This window comes from Bradyrhizobium sp. B025, from assembly GCF_042257955.1.
GTDB classification, from domain to species: domain Bacteria; phylum Pseudomonadota; class Alphaproteobacteria; order Rhizobiales; family Xanthobacteraceae; genus Bradyrhizobium; species Bradyrhizobium diazoefficiens.
The window spans coordinates 6,874,736-6,892,911 of the sequence record NZ_CP170150.1 but is presented as its reverse complement, the minus strand read 5'-3'; the positions used below and the strand labels follow the sequence as shown (position 1 = coordinate 6,892,911).

Here is an 18,176-nt window from a genome sequence, read left to right as displayed (position 1 = left end):
CGTCACAAATTGGAAAAACGTGACAACTGACGATCGTCTTCGGGATATTGCTTCGAGGATGTTCAGGCGAAAAGCAGCCTTAGAGTTGTGCGGGGCAATTAGATGCCGTGCGCAGAAGACGGTATAAAGCCTTTGTCTGTCGAATATCCTGCTGCGATCGCAACTGGCATTCGGCGCAGCCAATAGTGGGCTGGAACGATGTCGGGTCATCGCTGGGACTCAATACAAGGCGCCGTGCTGCGGAAGTGGGGTGAAGGGCTGACTGCTTGCAGAAGCTCTATGTCGTGATGTAGTAACTGGCGTCCAGTTCGACTGCTGAGTTGTCGTCGTCATCAAGCACGGTCGGCGTCATTCCCTCAACTGCAAGCTAAACAAAGCTAACGCATCTTGCGCTTAGTTCGGGTTGCTTACGTCATCTGGGTATGACTGGCCGCTGATTGGTCTAGTCGATCATATTCATGTTATCGCGCTGCTCATGGGACTCACTCATATGGGCGCGTGCGGCTATCGCCGCACCGGGCTCTTGTGAACCGAGCCGCGTTGCGTCTCGGCCATCGGCTTCAATCCCTCGCACAAACAGATATAATGTGTCGCTCGCCGGAGGCACTCGCACGAAGGGCTGCTGCTTCGCGGCACCGCTATCACTGCCCGTCGCGCGGGTGCCTTGTTAACCGGTCTCGCGACTGCACTCGGTCCCGGGTCCCGCCGCTGCGCATCGGCGCTATGCTGACCCTCCTGCGGGTGCCTCTTTTGATTTTCTCACTCTTGCTCTTGTTTTCAATCCCTTGTTTTGGCCTGCTCTGACTTGCTCAACGTTCTAACGCGAGATCTAAGGGGCGCCGCCCCTCGCGCGCGCCAGGGTGAAGCGCCGGCTGTCGCCGGCGCCGACCCGAGCGGTCTCCCCGGTCTTCCGTGCTTTCGAATCGTCTTCACTTCCTCGAACAACTGACATGCGCCCGTGCAGACCCGCTCTCGCGAGCGGCCCTTATCGGGCGGGCGATCCCCCTCCGCTCGGGTCGCCCTGGCACTTGCTACCCCCGGTCTCGCCGGCGGGCAGGGGTGCAGGCGCGTGGTGCGCGCTGCACCCAAGGAAGCAAAAGGAAGAATGATCATGTCGGCCAAATCAGTTGAAATCATCCCCGTGAGCGGGACGGAGGTTCTCATTCCGCTCAACAAGCTCAAGAAGTCCTCGAACAATGCGCGCAAAACGCCGCATAGCGAGGCGGCGATCGAGGGCTATGCGGCGAGTATTGCCGCCAAGGGCATCTTGCAAAATCTGGTGGTTGAGCCCGAGTTGGACGGAGAGGGCACGGTTACGGGGTTCTATTTGGTGACCATCGGCGAGGGCAGGCGGCTTGCCCAGTTGCTGCGAGTGAAGCGGAAGGAGATCAAGAAGACTGAGCCGATCCGCTGCATCATCGACACCGCGAATGACCCCCACGAGATCAGCTTGGACGAGAATGTCACCCGGGAAAACATGCATCCCGCCGACCAGTTCGAGGCGTTCAGGAGGCTTGCAGAGGAGCGTGGTTTTGGTGCGGAGGAGATCGCTGCGCGCTTCGGGGTGACGCCGCAAGTGGTCCGGCAACGCCTCCGGTTGGGGGCGGTTTCTCCAAAACTGATGCAGCTCTATCGCGATGGCGACCTGACCCTTGAGCAGTTGATGGCCTTTGCCATCACCGACGATCAGGCGCGGCAGGAGAGCGTCTATGAGCGCCTGTCCTACGATGGCGATGCCAGCACCATCCGCCGTCTGCTCACCGAAACTCATGTCGCCGCGACGGATCGCCGCGCGCTTTTTGTCGGGCTGGAGGCCTACATCGAGGCGGGCGGTACGATCCTGCGCGACCTCTTCACCGGGGATCGCGGCGGCTATCTGGAAGACGTGGCACTGCTCGATCTCTTGGTGACGGCGCGGCTTGGCCGGGAGGCCGACGCCTTACGGTCGGCCGAGGGATGGAAGTGGACGGAACCCCATCTCGACTTCCCGCACGCCCACGGCATGCGTCGCGCCTACCCGCATCCGGTCGAGCTTTCGGCGGAAGATCAGACCGCCCTTCGGGTCTCTCAAACCGAGTTCGACCAACTGACCGAACAGCACCAAGCGGCCGAGGAACTGCCTGACGAGGTGGATGCGCGGTTCGGCGAATTGGAGAGCCAAATCGAGCAGTTTGAGGCGAAACGGCAGGCCTACGATCCCAGCGATGTCGCGCGCGGCGGCGCGTTCGTGATCCTCAATCACGACGGCAGCGTCAGGATCGAACGCGGTTTCATCCGTCCCGAGGACGACGAACCTCATGCCGAAGCTGGTCAGGAAGGCGACGGACAAACACCGGATGAGGCGAGTGGAGGGGGCGATCAAGCCACATGCGATGGCGAAGGAGGGGAGGAAGAAAACGAGGAGGAAGAGGAGGAACAGAGGCTGTCCGATACGCTCGTTCGCGACCTCACCGCGCATCGCACTTTAGGGCTGCGTCTCAATCTGAGTGAGCAGTCGGATGTTGCCATCATGGCCGTCACCCACGCGCTGGCCGCTCAAATCTTCTATATCGGGGCCAATGCCCATGTGGTCGGCATTCAACCCGTGAAGACGGATTTGGCCACGCATGCGGTCGGGATCGAAGACACCCCGGCTGGCAAAGCGTGGTCGGATCGCCATGCCAATTGGCGCTGCGGGCCTTGCGGCTGCGGGCCGATCGCTCCCCGGGCCAAGGATCGCCATCGAGGCTGCGATGGACGCGGCCCGAACAACAGACAGACGGAGATGACCATGGCGATCATCGGCACTTTCACCGCTTCGGACAACGGCTACACCGGCTCGATCAAGACGCTGACGCTGAACATCAAGGCCAAGTTCGTGACGTCCGAGAGGGACAACGACAAGGCTCCCGACTACCGCATTTTCGCAGGCGCGACCGAATTCGGCGCCGCCTGGAAGAAGACGGTTCGCGACAGCGACCGCGAATATCTCTCGGTCAAGCTCGACGATCCGAGCTTCCCCGCTCCGATCTACGCCTCGCTGGTCAAGGTCGAAGGCGACGAGGGTTTCACCCTGATCTGGTCGCGCCGCAGCGGGGACTGATCGCTTCGGATCATCAGCCCCGCGTCCTCGGAGGCGGGGCCTTTTTTCGTTTCCCGCGCCGCTTTGAAGGGAGGCAGGAGAGCATTTTCTCCCTCAAAGGGGAGGCGCACAGCCACAGATTCGTTGCGCACCTTAAAGCCGGTTCGAGGGGGGCGAGTGGCGAATTCATCGAGCTCAACAGTATTTCTTCGGCATTTGAAAAATTGGGAATTGAAGCGCAGCCGTTTGAAGTTCGTTCCCCGCCGGAATTTGAGGTCGCGTTTGCTTCAATCCTGCGCAAAAGGCAGGATACGATGATTGATGCGATGACTACTGTCACAGATCCGATGTTCGTCTTTGCTCGCAAGAGGATTGTCGACTTCGGAATAGAAAACAAAATTCCGAACGCCCATGAATATCGAGAATGGGTGCAGATCGGCGGACTGCTTGCCTATGGTCCGACAATTGATGGAATATGGCGCCGGGGCGCATATTTCGTCGAGAAGATCCTCAACGGGGCAAAGCCAAGTGATTTGCCCGCCGAAGTGCCGAGCGAATTCCATCTTGCCATCAACCTCGAAGCTGCCAAAGATATGGGCCTATCTGTTCCTCAGCATTTGGTCGCGAGGGCTGACGAGTTGATCAAAGCGGACGTACGCTAAGCGCTCAGCGATGTCCGCTAAGGACCACCCTGCAGACCTCCGGGTTGAAGACCGATGGTCTCGAAGGTCAAGGCGCTCGGCATCGATATCCCTGCGACGCTGCGCGGCCGCGCCAACGACGGTTTTGCCTATCAATTCGGATACGCCTTACCGTACTCATTCAAGATCGACGATGCACGAAGCTTCACCGGCGGCATCGTTCATCCATGTTCGGCCGAGCCGACCGCGGCTCAACCGCGCGACTTGTTCCAGTGCTCGGCCGCTTCGAATTCGCGGAGCCGATCAATTTGCGCTCTCAGGCTCGCCGGTACTTCCGGCTCTGGTTTCAGCGACGCACGTAGTCTCTCGCCGATCTCTCGAACGATGGCCCGACTGTGTACGTGGTCAATGTCAATTCGGTTGCGCATGGCGGCGCCTTCGTTCCGCCAGCACGCCGTGCACTCCCCCCGCAACCGACCGGGGCACTGCTGGCGATTTTGAATAGAACCGGAGACCGTCGCTTTTGGCTATCTGCGCGAGCGCTTGTATTGAGAGCAGCGGGTCGCTCGTTGCGACCATTGGCTATCCGCGACATGCGCCGTGTTACTACCGGCGAGCGACGGCCTCAGTTTTTCTAAAGCCTGGCGGACGCTTTTCGTTCCTTGATTTCTGATCGCGACCGCGATGTTCCCTTCCGAAGGAGGAACCTGCCCCAGCGGCTAGTCGCTGGCGCCATGGAAGCAACTTCCGATGCGGCCGAAAACATTGGGCCGCAGCAGTCGGGAACCATTTCTCAGAGTGCCCGGTTAGTTCATGGGGCGATAAAAGGGGACCATCGTCATGAGGACCAAATATCTCGCTGCGATTGCGATAGCTGTTCTTGCTTGTAGTGGGCTGGTCGTGAATTCCGTCGGCTCGCTTCATCGCGAAAAGCAGTCCACGCCGGCCGCCATACAAGTGGCGGACCGATTAGCTGGGTCCTTGGATCCGTATTTGATACGGTCTGGTGGCTAAAACGGCCGGTGTAACTCAGAAGTGCATTGGCGGCGCTGCCTTAAGTCATGGGGCATCGCGCCCGTTTTAGCAAGGCTGTAACGCCTTGCCTCCCATCCATCGCGCTCGCATCCATACGTCGCATTCCTCGTCTGTCGGATTGAACGCTGCCCTCTGCCTACGCCGCAACTTGTCCGTTACGGTATTGGCCCTTCTCGGGCGCGACGCAATGCCCGGCCCCGAGTCCGTGGTGCGTTGCAGAGCGGACACCGCGCACCTAAACGGAAGCAACGGGCTTTGAACCTCGCCGCCATTCCCGCAGACCTCCTTTTGGGCTGGGGAGCGGAGGTTCCCCCATGAAGCTATTATTTGCGTCTGTATTTTTCGCGACTGCTCTGTTTGCCGCTGCAACCACTGTACCGCATTCGCCCCCGCTGAACCGTGCTGCAGCAACCACCGGCATGGGTTCCTTGCACGATCTCCACCGCACCATCGACATCAACGAGCTTCCAATCGAGGAGTTTGAGGATATGTCGCTGGTCTATTCGACCAAGCACTAAACGTGAGGCGCGAGGAATAACTTCGCTTTGTACGAACGAGGCTGGAAAGGCGATGCCAGCGCCGGGACAGGGCTCCCGTCGCGGGGTCGGCGGCGGCCCTTGGTGAGGGCAGACTTGGCCGAGATCGCGCCGCGCGGGCTTCTCATGAATTTTGTAGCTCAGCTTGCAAATTGCCGGGATCGTGCCGTTGATCCACTTGCCGAAGCTTTCCGCTCCACCGCGTGGGGCTGGGGGGCCAGATAGCGCGGTGGAGCGGTAGCCAAGGGCGCGATTTGCATCGATATCCCGGGGCAGTAGTAGCTGCGATTGCGATTCGGGCGCGCTGGGGGCCAATCTGAGGCGCCCCCGGGTCGCTCGGTTGGGCGCACAGAATGGGCGCAGTTAGTGTGAGCGGGTTCACACGTCGCATCACCGACTTAGAGCTAAGGCCGGATTGGAATTCGTGGTGGGAATATCTCTAATCCAAGAGGGGTATCATCATGCGAAATCAGTTCTTGATCGCGACCGCCATCGCCGCCATCGGAGGCGCAACGATCAATCAAGCTGGCGCGTGCAATTTACACTTTCCGACTTTTGAACTGACGGGCTTCCCGATCTCCCGGCATCAAGTAGCAGTGCTGGGCTCGGCCCAAGTGGAGGAGAGTTCGGCTACGCCAAGGCTAATGTTGGCCGGTATGCCCGCTTCTCCCCATCAGATCGCGGTTCTGACACCGCGCGCGAAACCACAGAAAATAGCCGAGGCATCAGCGGACCCTAGCCAACTCACCGTTGGCCTAGCGAGGCCTAGCTTGCAGAGAAGCACTGAGATGTGTGCCTCTGACTGATGTTTGCGGCCATTGCGGTACCTTGCGCCTCCCGCCTTCGGGCGGGTTCCTTTTTTGCGCGAGTTCCAGCCTCAGCCATGCCCAATAATGCCAACCTTGAAGTTGAGATGCTTCGGCGCGGCATGTTTCGAAATCATCGACTGGACAGGAGATCAGGGGCAGCTGCCGCTTATGCGTCGCCCATCACAATGGCTTTCGCTCGGCAGGAGCATCCAAGCTCGTCAGCTGTCGTTCCGCTTGTTCGGCGAGACGGTCATATTCCTCGGCCATTTGGATCAGCCGGTCTCGGGTGACCGCGTCTCTGGTACGCTGGGCCTTGGCGCGGGTCTGCGCCGCGCGCTGGAACCAATGGCTTGGACTTATGACATCCCGCGACAGGATTTGAACAAATGCGAAAAACTTAGTCGGCCTCCAACACTTCGACGACTTCATAGAAATGTGGATCGATTTGATCGGTCAAGTCGTCAAACTTGCCCCACTCCTTGCGGAAGTCCGGCGACTGGTGGGCAGACTGCAGCAACTCGCGGTTTTGCCATTGGATGTAGTTGACGATGCGCCGGCCATCGAGACTTCGATGCAAGCTGATTGAGACAAAGCCGGGCTGCCGAGCCATGAAGCGTGCTCGATCGGTCATCAGCGAGAGAGCCTCGCCCTGCTTTTCCGGCTCTGCCTCGATTACGGTGATCTGCGTGACTATCGTACGACCTGCTTGTATGTGGGTCATGGAGCCGCTCCCATCGCAAATGGCTTGAGTTCCCTCATGAGCCCCCGCCGCCGACGAAGTTCATCCAATAAATTGAACTCCCGAGGATAGTAACGGTTCAAATCGCCCTCATTTCATTGTGATCATGCTTCGCGTCCAGCCACGGGTATTTGAAGGAGCAACAACATGAAGCAACGCATCTTCGAAAAGACTTCCTACCGGCTCGATCGAGTTGGGCGCAATGGTCACCATAGGCCGCATGATGCCGCCCCGAGATCCTGATGAAGATGAGGAAGATGACGAGGACAATCAGGACAAGGAGGAAGAAGAGCCGCCGGTCGTGCGCGAGCCGGACGAAGACTAGGCTAGCCAGCAATTGAGAGCCGGCGTTATAGTATCTCCATGAGTTGGGATGACAGAGACGTAGCCCTGCTGAAAGAACTCTGGGCCTTAGGACACAGCGCCACGCAGATCGCGCGCCGTCTCGGGTGTAGCCGTAACGCGGCTTGCGGGAGGCTCACTCGCTTGGACCTAAAGCGTGGTCACAAACCATCAACTGCAAAACCCAAGATAAGGTCGATACCAAAGCAAAGGCCGACGTTGTCCGCCGCTTGCACCCGCCCGGCAGGGAAAAAAGGTGTCGAAACCCTTAGAGAAGCAGCAGCCCAAAGAACCCAGCAAGGGCCAGCTTTACGCCATGTTAGCTGAGGCGGTCAGGAATACGGGCTAAGCGCTAACCCGCGACACCTCCAAACCTGGTTCTGTTCGAACGGGCTCGGTATTGCAGAAATACCCGAGCGGTTCGCGCGCGGGACTGCTCGGCCGGATCTCGGTGGCACTTCCGCGACACGCTGCAACTAGTTTGCAAATTATCCGGCCGGCTTTCCACCCTTCACCATTTCCTGGGCATAGGCGTACAGCGCGTCGTCGACGATCCACTCGGCGGCGTTAAGGGCATGATCGTCCTTGTAGCCGAGGTGGGAGCCACGGTGCAATTGGAGCAGGCACAGCAGAGCTTGAATTGAACAAGCTCCGACCAGACTTCACGATCCAGTGGTACCGTGATCTTGGTTACTCAATCTCAAGCAAGCCGCAGTTTCGTCGGGAGTTCGATGGCATTATGGATGGGCTGAGGAAGGGAGGTGCCCGGGAGCAATAAGGTGAAAGGCTATTCGCCCGCTGACGTTGGCGGCCTCTTCTCTCGAATGTCACCTAATGGCCCGAAGCAGCGGAGGCAGGACGGGCAGAGCACGTCCGCTCTGCCCGGGCACTTCAGACATCGACCTGTTCCGCTATGGCCAAGGCGTCATCCACCTCAATGCCGAGATACCGGACGGTGCTTTCTATCTTGGTATGACCGAGCAGGAGTTGGACGGCTCTCAAGTTGCCTGTCCGCCGATAGATCAGGGTTGCCTTGGTTCGACGGAGTAAATGCGTTCCGAACAGGTGAGGGTCCAATCCTATACCGGCCAGCCAGTCCGATAGCAGGCGTGCATACTGCCGTGTCGTCAGGTCCGGCCCTCTGCGGCCGGTGATTAGACGATCTCCTGGCTTCTTGCCGGTTGTCCTTAGATAGTCATCGATGGCCTCGCGGGTCGCCTCGCTAAGTTCGAATTTGACCGGCCGGCTGGCTGGTCTTCTTCTGGCGGACGCTCGCTCTATCGGCTGCATAGCCTCTTGGTGCAATGTCATCGACGTTGAGGGCGACTACATCGCATCCACGAAGTTTGCTGTCGATAGCGATGTTGAACAACGCTAGATCGCGAGTCCGGCCTTCGACCTGGAGCTTTGTCCGGATGGACCAGACGTGCTTAGGGCGGAGTGGCGGCTTCGCGCCAACAATCTTGCCCTTGTTCCACGGCACGCGCTTGGAGAAGTTCGCACAGGTGCTTGGGACATCGGTCATGATGACCTCCTCAGTTGATGAGGATGGTCATTCTCAGGCGGGAAACCTCCTAAACCTACACGTCGGCTTCCGGACAATTGGAGGCGAACTTAGCGCCGTTTCGATCGATGGGACGGGCGCAAGTGACCCTTAGCAGTCCTTGACACGCAGCCAATCGAAGGGTGACCAGACCGGGCCCGTAATAGAATGTTAGCGATGGATGATGTCCGGCGGATATGATCGAAGAGGACGTCCAGCACAAACGTTGTCGCGAGCCTGCACCGCTTGCCGATGATACCCATCCACCTCGTTCAGCAATCGATCAGAGATGTTGCATGACTGGCGGTTATTGTCCGCGTAGTTGAGCGTCGCCTCCGTGGCCACAGAAACTTGGGCCAAGGCTCCGCAGCGCTGCGATGCCGGTGCACTCATCGCATGCTTCCAAGCCTCACTAGCAGCGTTACGCAATCGCAACACTTCGGCGCACGGCGCCTGCGCTTTGGCCTGAACTCCAAGCCCGAGCAGCACGATTATCGTGACGGCCGGCACTCCTCTCAACGTCATCGGACTTCCTCCAAGCGTTCGCCCCAAGAGTTTCACTAACTCGGCGGGTTGCAGGCATCAGCGCTGACGATGGCGATCGGTCACAGTGTCTTCGTTCCATTAAATGGAACCATCGGCATTCTTCGAAGGTGCGCGAAACATTTTCGCATCCCTGAAACTTAAGTTAATCGTGGGGCCTAATCGAAAGGTCGCGATATGGAACCGACCAATCGAATATCGGACCACATCGATCATAAGACTGCCCGCTCGATCTGTGACGAGGTGGGTGACAGAATGCAACAGAACTTATCTCGCGAAGCCTCGCCTCTGCCGCCCTACCTTGAACGTCTAGTCGATGAATTGCGCAAACAGGAGCGTCATCCAATTGATGGCGTCGCAGCGCCCGCTAACCGTTTCCTTCATGCGATGCGGCGGGTAGTCGCGGCCGTCTGAGCGCGTAAAGAAGAAGCCGTCGCCGCTCTCAACCCGGCGGCGGCTTTTCCGCTAGTCTTGTCGCTGAGGCATTCCAGGCTTGGCCGCCGCCGGACGCCATGAGGACGTGCTTGTTCAGTGAACGGTCAAGCCGCGCTGTTTCCCCTGTTGGCCCGTCTCGACAAATGTAGGAGGTCTTGCTGAGGTCCCCTATCGAAGGCAGAGCCGACTTGATTTGCTCACCGCACGGCTCGTGACCCGCAACGGACATTAGGTGGGAGGTCCCGGTCAAGGCATGGGGCGGCGGCCTGATGGGCCCGAAGAATCCGCTATCCAGCCCCGTCTTCGCCGACTTCACCGGCCGCGCCGAAGCGGCTACATCGCCCGTTTCAATTACTGCGTCGGCAGAACCAAAACGCGAGATTGGGTTGCATTCATAGAGAAGATCCCCTCGATTTCGAGACGCATGGTGTCGCGGCATTCGCACGCCACCGCTGCGAGCCGCGAAGGGTCGATCTCGATTTCGCCTCGCCGTTCAGATATGATCGCTCCGGAAGCGCGCAGATTCCGCATCAGGAGCGTCACCGTCGTTCGTCGCACACCTAGTATTTGCGAAAGCGCCTCCTGGGTGAGCGGGAGGACGTCGTGGTCGACGCGGTCGCGAAGATGGAGCAGCCAGCGCGCCATGCGGGCTTGGACCGAATGCAGCGCATTGCAGGCCCCGCCGATTTGTAGCTGTATCAGCATCGCCTTGAAGTGAATCTGGACTGCGTGACGGATCGCGGGGCTCCGGCTGAAAGCGGCGTGGAATCGCGATGCGGGGATCCGCGAGGCGGTGCCCGCGGCACGAACGATGGCGGTAACGGCCGCAGGAGACGGCCCGAGCACGGAAAGAGTGCCTACTGCTCCCTCGCGCCCTATTGCGGCGCTGGCGACCGTCTGCCCGTTCGCCATGTCGATCATCACAGAAATGGCGCCACTATGGGGGAAGAGGACGTGCTCGGTCTGGTCACCCGCCCGCGAGACGACCGAGTCCCGATCGAGCGCGACCATCTCTAGGTCGGGTGCCAGCAGATCGAGATCCGCCGCCGGTAGTGCTGCCAAAAGTCGGTTACCGATCCCGCTGGAAAGCGTCACTGTAGCCCGCCGCGAACCATCCGCCGCATCGCATTTCGAGCGGCATAGGGCGGCAACCTCGAACTTTGTTTGAATCCGCCTACGCTTCGCCCCCCGAAATCCAATTCAGCTGCGGAAGCTCTCAATGTCAAAAATTGAACTCCAAACACACGCGATCGCGAGGCGAATTTTTGTCTCGCCGGATCATTGAGGACTTAGATTCCAGCGCTACGCGGCACAATTGCAAAATGCGTATGGGTAACATCATAGGGAGTTCCAATTTCCGGGGCGCGGCAAACGCCGCGGCGATGTCGGAAGAGTGTGCGCGAACTATGCCCCGGACCGCGATCGTCGCGTTCTGCACGATGATGCGCACAAGCTACTGGAAGCCGGCGTCTTGGAATTCCGCCAGCACGCCCCGCCGAGACAGACGATGCGCGGCATTCCCCCGCGCATGCCGACGAGGCGGTCGTTTGGTCCGAAAGTGGCACCGAATGCGAAGTGCCGAGCGCATCGAGCAACGTCTGAGTTTAGAGGCGAAGCAGAAAACATCTGCTCGCGTAGAGTATTTCGCATCTGTATGGTCCGGCCGTGCGTAGCAAGAGATTCGTCGATCAGGTGGTGAGTGGTCTTGCATCAATGTATCCGGCCTTTGATTGGAGCATTTGCTCCGGGCCATCATGGATATCAGCGCGCGTGCGTTCTCATTAGCGGACAGGCCTCGATTGGGCCATTTGGGTCACCAGTGTTCGCATGCGCCGGGAAGACCGAACCTCCATCTCGTCTCATCCTCTCGCAGACCTCGGCTGGAACCTGTTGATGGGGTTACGTCATCGCATGCTCCTCCTACCTCGCAGTTCCTGTGTTCGAGCCAGGGGCCGTTCCTTCGTCCCGGCCCGCAGGACGTGCGTCGCGTCGCGCGCACGGGCGGTCAAGGCCGGCCGTTGCGCTTGGCTTGCGGCTGGCTCCGGCGTTGCCAGGCCGCGCCTTGACCGCGCCGAGCACGGCGCGAGGATCAAGCGGGTCGGACGCCTGCATCGTTGGTCCTTGTCAGCTCGAAGGCGCGTCCTTTAGCCAGCACCGCCCAGGCGATGCGGGCAAGCTTGTTGGCGAGTGCGATCGCCAGCACGTTGTGGTGCAATCGCTTCTTGGCGGCTTCGATCCAGGATCTGAGTCCGTAACGTTCCCAGTTCTTGATCCTGACCAGCACAACCCATGCCGCCTGCACGAACAGAACGCGCAGGTAGCGATTGCCGCGCCGTGAGATTTTGCCGAGGATCGTGCGGTCTCCCGTCGAGATCTGCTTGGGCACCAGTCCGAGCCAGGCGCCGAAGTCACGGCCTTTGGAGAAGACGTCTCCAGTGCCGATCGCGGCCACCATGGCGCTCGAAATGATCGGCCCGATGCCAGGCACCGTCATCAGGCGCGAACATGCCTGATCTTGACGGGCCAGTGCTTCGATCTCGCCGGAGAGCCTATCGATGCGCTGATCCAGCCGACGCCAGTCGCCTGCCAACTCCTCGATGACACGCAACATGCGTGGCGACAGGGCATCGGTGCGCGTCGCAAGGATGGTGGGCAATTCTGTGCGCAGGAAGCCGATACCCTGGCGCACCGCGATCCCGCGTTCGAGCATGAAGGCGCGAATCTGGTTGATGATGCCGGTGCGTTGCGACACCAGGCGCTCGCGCACCCGATGCAGCGCCTGCAGATCCAGTTGCTCTACAGTCTTGGTCGCCACGAACTTCATCGTTGGGCGTTGCACGGCTTCGGCAATCGCTTCGGCATCATTGAAGTCGTTCTTCGGTCCCTTGCTATAGGGGCGGACATATTTGGCCGGCATCAGCCTGGCATCGTGACCAAGCGATGCGAGTTTGCGGCTCAAATGATGTGCGCCGACGCAGGCTTCCATGCCGATCAGGCAAGGCGGTATATTGGCGAGCCGCGCCTCGACCTGGCCACGCGACCACTTTTGCCGCAGCACGATGGCGCCGCGCGTATCGTGGCCCACGACGTGGAACGAGTTTTTTCCGATATCGATGCCGATCACGGCGATCGCAGTACTGGGTGTCTGGGACATGGCGTGCTCCTTGTCTTGGCGCCCCTGGCCAGCTTATCGCTGGCGGGGCAGGAGCACGGCCGGACCATCCCATTAGCGGACATTGGTAGCATTCAAACGCCAGTAACGTGCTAGTCTTCCCATGGCGGGGCTAACGGGCTCGAAGGGTAGATTTCGATGACTTCCGACGTCGGGCGGGAACAATTGCTTTCCGCAACACCGCCAAGTCGAGACGAACTTTCATATCGATTGGAGCAACAATCCTTACTTGGGGATTTCGGCCGCATAGCGATGCTGACCCGCGACTTCACGCTAATACTGCAACGCGCAACGGAATTATGCGCACAGGGTCTGAGAGTTCGCTTCGCTAAGGTCTTAGAATTTCTTCCAGATGAAAAACGCCTTATGGTTCGCGCCGGCGTCGGTTGGGCGCCCGGGACCATCAATATCGTTTCGCTTAGCACAGATACCGGGTCGCCAGCAGGGTATGCATACCAGACTGGAAAGAGCGTCATATCAAACCATCTAGAAGCGGAGACGCGTTTCCGTACGCCTCAGCTCCTAGCGGATCATGGTATCAGGCGGGCAATCAACGTGCTGATAGAACGGGGGGCAGAGGGCAATCAGTCCTTCGGCGTGCTGGAAGTCGATAGTACCGACCCTGGCGAGTTCGACGAGGCGGACGCACACTTCCTTGCGGGCTTCGCCAGCCTGCTTGGCATCGCCATCGAACGCCAGCAGGCCGACGCCAAGCTTCAGAAGGCCCTCGAGCATCAGGAATTGCTGACACGGGAAATGAGCCATCGTGTCAAGAACAGCCTGACTTCGGTTGTCGGCCTCCTTCGCGTGCAAGCACGGAGTGCACAATCCGAAGAAGTCAGGAATGCGTTAGACGATGCGAGTGCGCGCGTGGAAACCATCGCCCAAGTGCATGATCACCTATGGCGTGGTTCGCAAATCGGCTTTGTCGACCTGGAAGATTTTATGACCGAGCTTTGCAAAAAATTGAAGGGGGCAACCGAGGGGCTTTCCTTGCACTGCCATGCAGATTCAATGTTGCTTTCTGCGGATCACGCAATTCCGCTAGGATTGTTGGTCAACGAGCTCGTTACCAACGCGGTGAAGTATGCTTACCCGGAAGGCAAAGGCGCGATCGAAATCTCTGCCCGCGAGATAGAGGGACAACTTCGCCTCGAAGTTTCCGACCAAGGCATCGGCCTGCCGGATGGCTTTGACATCGATCAACCGCGCACCAGTTTGGGGTTTAAGGTCGTCAAAGGCCTGGTTGGCCAGCTTCAGGGACATATAGCCGTTGTTACTGGCGCGACGAAAGGAGCGCGGTTTTTGGTAAACTTACCTATTCTTCGCAAGAAGGCGATCTGAAGGGGGCCATAACGATTCCGCCGACCTTGCTCGCTCGTGCCGACGAGGTGATCGAATAACGCCAGTCATTGCTGCCGTGCGTGAGTCTCCTGTTGGCCCGAATGCGAAGTCTAAGCAGCGTCCCCGGCCGTCGGCTCATGGGGGTAAACCGGAAGCAACAGGCCGCCCCTCCGAAGGGCGCTCATGACCCGAAGGCGACATCCGATGATAGTGGCCGGCCGTCCGCAACAACAGGTCAGAAAATCTGTTCCTGCAGAGTAGCCTGATTTGATATGCTCTCATTCCCCCATTGTCCATTTGCAGGGAGTAGCAGCATGAAAAAGCAGCTCTTTGCCGCCGCCGCTTTGATCGCGTTTGCAAGCTCTGGGATGGCGCAAGACAAGCACATCCAGGTTACGCCTGACGCACTGATCTGGAAGGATAACCCAGCATTTCCGAAGGGCGTTCAACTCGCCGCTCTGGTAGGCGACCAGACAAAGGCCGGAGACACCGTCGTCTTACGCATCAAGTTTCCCGCCAACTTCCAAATGCCCCCGCACACTCATCCTTATTCCGAGGTCGTAACGATAATCAGTGGTACTATCGGAACGAGCCAAGGTGAAAAGTTCGAGAAGAAAGGCGAACTGTTGAAACCGGGCGCATTGTGGGTGTATCCGGCAAAACACGCGCATTACGCATGGACCGGCAACGAAGAGGCGGTTCTCCAAGTTCAGTTCACCGGCCCGGGAGGTATTGACTACGTCAACCCGGCTGACGATCCGCGCAAGAAATAGCTGTCGGCGCCCAGCCTAAAGCTGGCAGATTTGTTATAGCCCGACGAGGTGATCGCTACGAGTTGGTGCCGCGCACGAGGCCGTTGCTGGCCCATGAGCGAAGTGGCGACACGTTTCATTGAGGTCCGCTTGGTGGGGTAGAGCGGACTGACTTTGCTCACTCTGAGTTCTTCGCATTTTGACCCATCTCGGACTCGTGCTGTGACGAGAGCGGACGGAGCTGATATCCGACACACGGCGAGCGCGAGAATCAACGCGGCTCTTTGCTAGGCTCTCTCCAACCTCTCACTCCGGCAGACCCGCTTTGCGCAAACCATCGGCAATGCGCTGAAACTCGGCAAGGAAGACGGCGTTGTCGGACCATCCCTTGCCATCCTGCAACCACTCGGTGACGGTGTAGCTCGGCCTGAGCCGACGAAGCTCGGCAACTGCGGCGTAAGCTTCACGCTCATGTCCCGTTAGTGCGTGGGCGGCGGCGAGATCTGCGTAGGCAATCCAAAGAGGCTGCACCGCGATGGAGCGGCCGCACCAATCAATCGCCCCCTCATACTGCCCGAGATGGGAGTGTGCATGGCCGATGTAGAAGTACCACGTGCTTAGCAGCGGATCACGGGGGCTGAGCTGGATGGCCATTTGGAGCGGCGCAAATGCCTCCGCGGAACGGCCGACGCGGATCTTGGCGGCGCCGAGCGCGCCATGGGCCGGGGCCAGGCTGGGGTTGATCGCGATTGCCGCTTCGTACTCGCCGACCGCGGCCTCAACATTCCTACCGCTGGCCCGCTGGATCTCTCCCCTCACAAAATGTGCCATCGCATCACTGGGAAACTTTGACAGGACCTGGCCTACGGCGCTCTCAGCACGCCGTAGCTGATCTGCCGGCGCATCTGTCCAACGATAGTTGACCTCCATTGCCAGAGTCTCAGCCAGGCCCACCAACGCCTTCGGGAAGCCTGGATCGATTTGGAGCGCACGTTCGAAAAGGGCTCGCGACTGCGACAACTGCTCGCGCGAATAGGGTTGGTTGAGCACAGCCCACCCCCGCATCGTGAGATCGACCGCGTCAGGGTTGTTTGGCCGCATAACCTCCGCGTCGCGGCTTTCCTGGTTTGTCAGTTCAAGATCAAGCCGCCGCGCCAGTCGACCGGTGATGATATCCTGAAGCTGCATCGATTTGGACCAGTCACCGTCGACGCGCTCCGACCAGATCTCGGCGCCAGTCCGGGCATCAATCAGCCTGGCATTGATCCGGACCAGTGAGTCCGTTCTGCGCAGGCTGCCGTCAAGGATGTAGCGTACGCCGAGTTCGCGGCCAACGCGCTTCGGGTCAACATTCTTGTAGGCGCGGGCTGTGCTGGGCGCGATCACAAAGCTATCCTCGATCCGTGAAAGATCGGCACTCAGGTCGTCAGTAATACCTTCAGCAAAGTATTCCCCCTCGGATGCATTGCTTAGATTCGTGAATGGCAGCACGACAATCGACAGGCGATGGTTCAACGGCTGCGGCTCGCCTTGATGCATATACCAATAAGCTACGCCGCCGCTCAGAAGAAACAGCAAGGCAATCACTAGAGCCATCCGAGCGCGCCGCGCACGAAGCGCCGGCCACAGGCGGATCGGAAAGCCACCAAACATGTTTGGAAACCAACCAATCTGCGGCGTGTCACGGTGCAGCAACGAGGCCTGTGGGCGTGTTGCTGCATTGCATGGCCGCATTCGATAGACCCGGACCGGACGGGCAATGTTTTTGAGGTTCTGCTCGCCCAGATCGCCGAACTCAACCCCGACCTTGCCTTGGACTTGATCGTAGGCAGAAGACGAGATGCAGATGCCGCCGGGCTCTGCGACGCCCTCAAGCCGCGCCGCAATATTGACGCCGTCCCCAAAAATGTCATGAGGTTCAACAATTACGTCGCCGATATTGATGCCCACACGGAAAGCAATGCGCCTGTCTTCCACATCACCGATTGTAAGTTCATGAATGCTGGTCTGGAACTGCATCGCGGCTCGAACCGCCTCGACCGCGCTCGGAAACTCGGCCAAGAACCCGTCCCCGGTGTTCTTCACGATGTGGCCACCGTGTTCAGCGATTGCCGGCTGGACAACTTCCGTTAGCAGCGCGCTTAGCTTGGCGTGGGTAGCCTCTTCGTCATTGTGCATGAGCCGCGAATAGCCAGCCACGTCGGCGGCCAAAATCGCCGATAACCTGCGCTCGACCCGGACTGGTCGCTCTTGCACCATGGCCCGCAATCCAACCCGGCACATTTGTACGACGGATCATACGGCTGTGCCAAACGCGGGATGCCTACCTAGAAGTGGATATCGGTCATCGCCATCTAGTCGACACGTCAGCCGCGTTGACCGATGTCCGCTCCGGCTTATCCGAACATTCTCGAAGACGCGACGCTATGTCGTCGAATGGCCCGAACGCGAAGCCCGGGCTGGCTTTGAAATCGTCCGGTTGTCGCGCCAGACCGGACGTGACCGGCGGCGGTCAGGACGGCGCCTGTTGACCTGAATTGGACTTCCTCTGTTCATGGAAAATTGAGTATTTGCTGCGGCATGGGTTGACGCAATAATACGGCACTACCAAAACGTGTGATGTTGACGTCGCCGGTCAGAAACCGAATTTAGCATGATCCCTCGCTGCAAAGCCTTCTTGGCTCTACTTGCTGCTACCAGCTTATCTGTCGTGGCTTGTTCTCCCAAGGAGACCGAGTGTGGCCGCCGTTGATAAAGTCCATCGCGTCGTTCTTTTCTTCGCGGGTGCTGGGATCTTTTTTTTCGTGAACAGGCAGTCGTTGTTCCTGCTATTGTCGTGGGGCCTGAACTTAGCTTCGGCGGCATACCTGTCGTCGATTTTTATCTACGGCTGCCTATTTTTCCTTTGTGATTGGATGAGTTCGCGAGAGAGGCTTAGGAAGCCGGTCTATTTCTTCCTTCGCGGTGCAAGCCTCGCTGCTCTGTACTTGGCTCCCTAACTGGTTCCTGCCGCGGCTCCAATTGGCTCTTCCACGTATATTTCGCAGCTCATTATCGTGAGCGCGATCATCATTTTCGCCGGTCAGTTGCTAATGCGCATCATGTTCTCCGTGACCGAAGAGCGAAGCTTCTACGGCTAGCTGTCCTAGCATCCCCCACGTTGTCTGCTTAAGGGGGCAAACATGAAACGGCCGGCCCAATTGCCAAACGATGCTCGTGACCCT

General features: G+C 59.0%; 12 protein-coding genes and 1 pseudogene. 7 read left to right on the top strand and 6 right to left on the bottom strand.

What is annotated here, in order from left to right:
• Nucleotides 1–1,111 precede the first annotated feature (1,111 nt).
• The 3 genes from ACE10W_RS32415 (at nucleotide 1,112) to ACE10W_RS32405 (ending at nucleotide 5,255) form a co-directional block, all read left to right on the top strand.
• Complete coding sequence (locus ACE10W_RS32415; protein WP_304548203.1) at nucleotides 1,112–3,082, top strand: DUF736 family protein; 1,971 nt, start codon at nucleotides 1,112–1,114, stop codon at nucleotides 3,080–3,082.
• 203 nt (nucleotides 3,083–3,285) lie between these two features.
• The gene (locus ACE10W_RS32410) at nucleotides 3,286–3,723 is read left to right on the top strand and encodes an ABC transporter substrate binding protein (RefSeq protein ID WP_304548202.1); all 438 of its coding nucleotides are present in this window, start codon (nucleotides 3,286–3,288) and stop codon (nucleotides 3,721–3,723) included.
• A 1,328-nt stretch (nucleotides 3,724–5,051) separates the two neighbouring features.
• Entirely contained in the window at nucleotides 5,052–5,255 is a 204-nt protein-coding gene (locus tag ACE10W_RS32405) for a hypothetical protein (protein WP_370204682.1), read from the top strand.
• 1,224 nt (nucleotides 5,256–6,479) lie between these two features.
• Here the strand turns inward: ACE10W_RS32405 and ACE10W_RS32400 are convergent.
• On the bottom strand, nucleotides 6,480–6,803 hold the full coding sequence (locus ACE10W_RS32400; RefSeq protein WP_370204680.1) for an antibiotic biosynthesis monooxygenase: 324 nt from the start codon (nucleotides 6,801–6,803) through the stop codon (nucleotides 6,480–6,482).
• Between the two features lie 220 nt (nucleotides 6,804–7,023).
• On the opposite strand from ACE10W_RS32400, the gene ACE10W_RS32395 reads away from it, so the two are divergent.
• Both ACE10W_RS32395 and ACE10W_RS32390 read left to right on the top strand, forming a co-directional pair.
• A complete protein-coding gene (locus ACE10W_RS32395) occupies nucleotides 7,024–7,146 on the top strand; it encodes a hypothetical protein (protein WP_370204678.1) in 123 nt (40 codons plus the stop codon).
• A 38-nt stretch (nucleotides 7,147–7,184) separates the two neighbouring features.
• On the top strand, nucleotides 7,185–7,490 hold the full coding sequence (locus tag ACE10W_RS32390; protein WP_370204676.1) for a GcrA family cell cycle regulator: 306 nt from the start codon (nucleotides 7,185–7,187) through the stop codon (nucleotides 7,488–7,490).
• Nucleotides 7,491–8,054: 564 nt separating this feature from the next.
• On the opposite strand, the pseudogene ACE10W_RS32385 reads toward ACE10W_RS32390, so the two are convergent.
• From ACE10W_RS32385 to ACE10W_RS32370, 4 genes and pseudogenes are all read right to left on the bottom strand, one after another.
• Nucleotides 8,055–8,688: pseudogene (locus ACE10W_RS32385) on the bottom strand (tyrosine-type recombinase/integrase).
• Between the two features lie 189 nt (nucleotides 8,689–8,877).
• Nucleotides 8,878–9,231 (bottom strand): hypothetical protein, encoded by a 354-nt coding sequence (locus ACE10W_RS32380; protein WP_304548200.1) that lies wholly within the window; start codon nucleotides 9,229–9,231, stop codon nucleotides 8,878–8,880.
• Nucleotides 9,232–10,035: 804 nt separating this feature from the next.
• Complete coding sequence (locus ACE10W_RS32375) at nucleotides 10,036–10,779, bottom strand: Crp/Fnr family transcriptional regulator (protein WP_039183889.1); 744 nt, start codon at nucleotides 10,777–10,779, stop codon at nucleotides 10,036–10,038.
• A 994-nt stretch (nucleotides 10,780–11,773) separates the two neighbouring features.
• Nucleotides 11,774–12,838 carry an IS110-like element ISBj4 family transposase gene (locus ACE10W_RS32370; protein WP_304548198.1) on the bottom strand — a complete coding sequence of 355 codons (1,065 nt, stop codon included), beginning with the start codon at nucleotides 12,836–12,838 and terminating at the stop codon, nucleotides 11,774–11,776.
• Nucleotides 12,839–12,994: 156 nt separating this feature from the next.
• Here ACE10W_RS32370 and ACE10W_RS32365 point away from each other — a divergent pair, with 156 nt between their 5' ends.
• Together ACE10W_RS32365 and ACE10W_RS32360 are read left to right on the top strand one after the other, a co-directional pair.
• Nucleotides 12,995–14,200 carry a sensor histidine kinase gene (locus ACE10W_RS32365; protein ID WP_304548197.1) on the top strand — a complete coding sequence of 402 codons (1,206 nt, stop codon included), beginning with the start codon at nucleotides 12,995–12,997 and terminating at the stop codon, nucleotides 14,198–14,200.
• A 314-nt stretch (nucleotides 14,201–14,514) separates the two neighbouring features.
• Nucleotides 14,515–14,973, top strand: a complete 459-nt coding sequence (locus ACE10W_RS32360; RefSeq protein ID WP_028174154.1) for a cupin domain-containing protein — start codon at nucleotides 14,515–14,517, stop codon at nucleotides 14,971–14,973.
• Between the two features lie 285 nt (nucleotides 14,974–15,258).
• Here the strand turns inward: ACE10W_RS32360 and ACE10W_RS32355 are convergent, their stop codons facing one another.
• Nucleotides 15,259–17,211, bottom strand: coding sequence for an adenylate/guanylate cyclase domain-containing protein (locus ACE10W_RS32355; protein ID WP_304548196.1), 1,953 nt, complete (start codon nucleotides 17,209–17,211; stop codon nucleotides 15,259–15,261).
• Between the last annotated feature and the right edge of the window lie 965 nt (nucleotides 17,212–18,176).

Excerpts from the sequence above, each read along its gene's own strand:
- ACE10W_RS32415 (WP_304548203.1), top strand. The coding sequence starts at position 1,112 with ATGTCGGCCAAATCAGTTGAAATCATCCCCGTGAGCGGGACGGAGGTT.
- ACE10W_RS32405 (WP_370204682.1), top strand. The coding sequence starts at position 5,052 with ATGAAGCTATTATTTGCGTCTGTATTTTTCGCGACTGCTCTGTTTGCC.
- ACE10W_RS32400 (WP_370204680.1), bottom strand. The coding sequence starts at position 6,803 with ATGACCCACATACAAGCAGGTCGTACGATAGTCACGCAGATCACCGTA.
- ACE10W_RS32395 (WP_370204678.1), top strand. The coding sequence starts at position 7,024 with ATGGTCACCATAGGCCGCATGATGCCGCCCCGAGATCCTGATGAAGAT.
- ACE10W_RS32390 (WP_370204676.1), top strand. The coding sequence starts at position 7,185 with ATGAGTTGGGATGACAGAGACGTAGCCCTGCTGAAAGAACTCTGGGCC.
- ACE10W_RS32380 (WP_304548200.1), bottom strand. The coding sequence starts at position 9,231 with ATGACGTTGAGAGGAGTGCCGGCCGTCACGATAATCGTGCTGCTCGGG.
- ACE10W_RS32370 (WP_304548198.1), bottom strand. The coding sequence starts at position 12,838 with ATGTCCCAGACACCCAGTACTGCGATCGCCGTGATCGGCATCGATATC.
- ACE10W_RS32365 (WP_304548197.1), top strand. The coding sequence starts at position 12,995 with ATGACTTCCGACGTCGGGCGGGAACAATTGCTTTCCGCAACACCGCCA.
- ACE10W_RS32360 (WP_028174154.1), top strand. The coding sequence starts at position 14,515 with ATGAAAAAGCAGCTCTTTGCCGCCGCCGCTTTGATCGCGTTTGCAAGC.
- ACE10W_RS32355 (WP_304548196.1), bottom strand. The coding sequence starts at position 17,211 with ATGGTGCAAGAGCGACCAGTCCGGGTCGAGCGCAGGTTATCGGCGATT.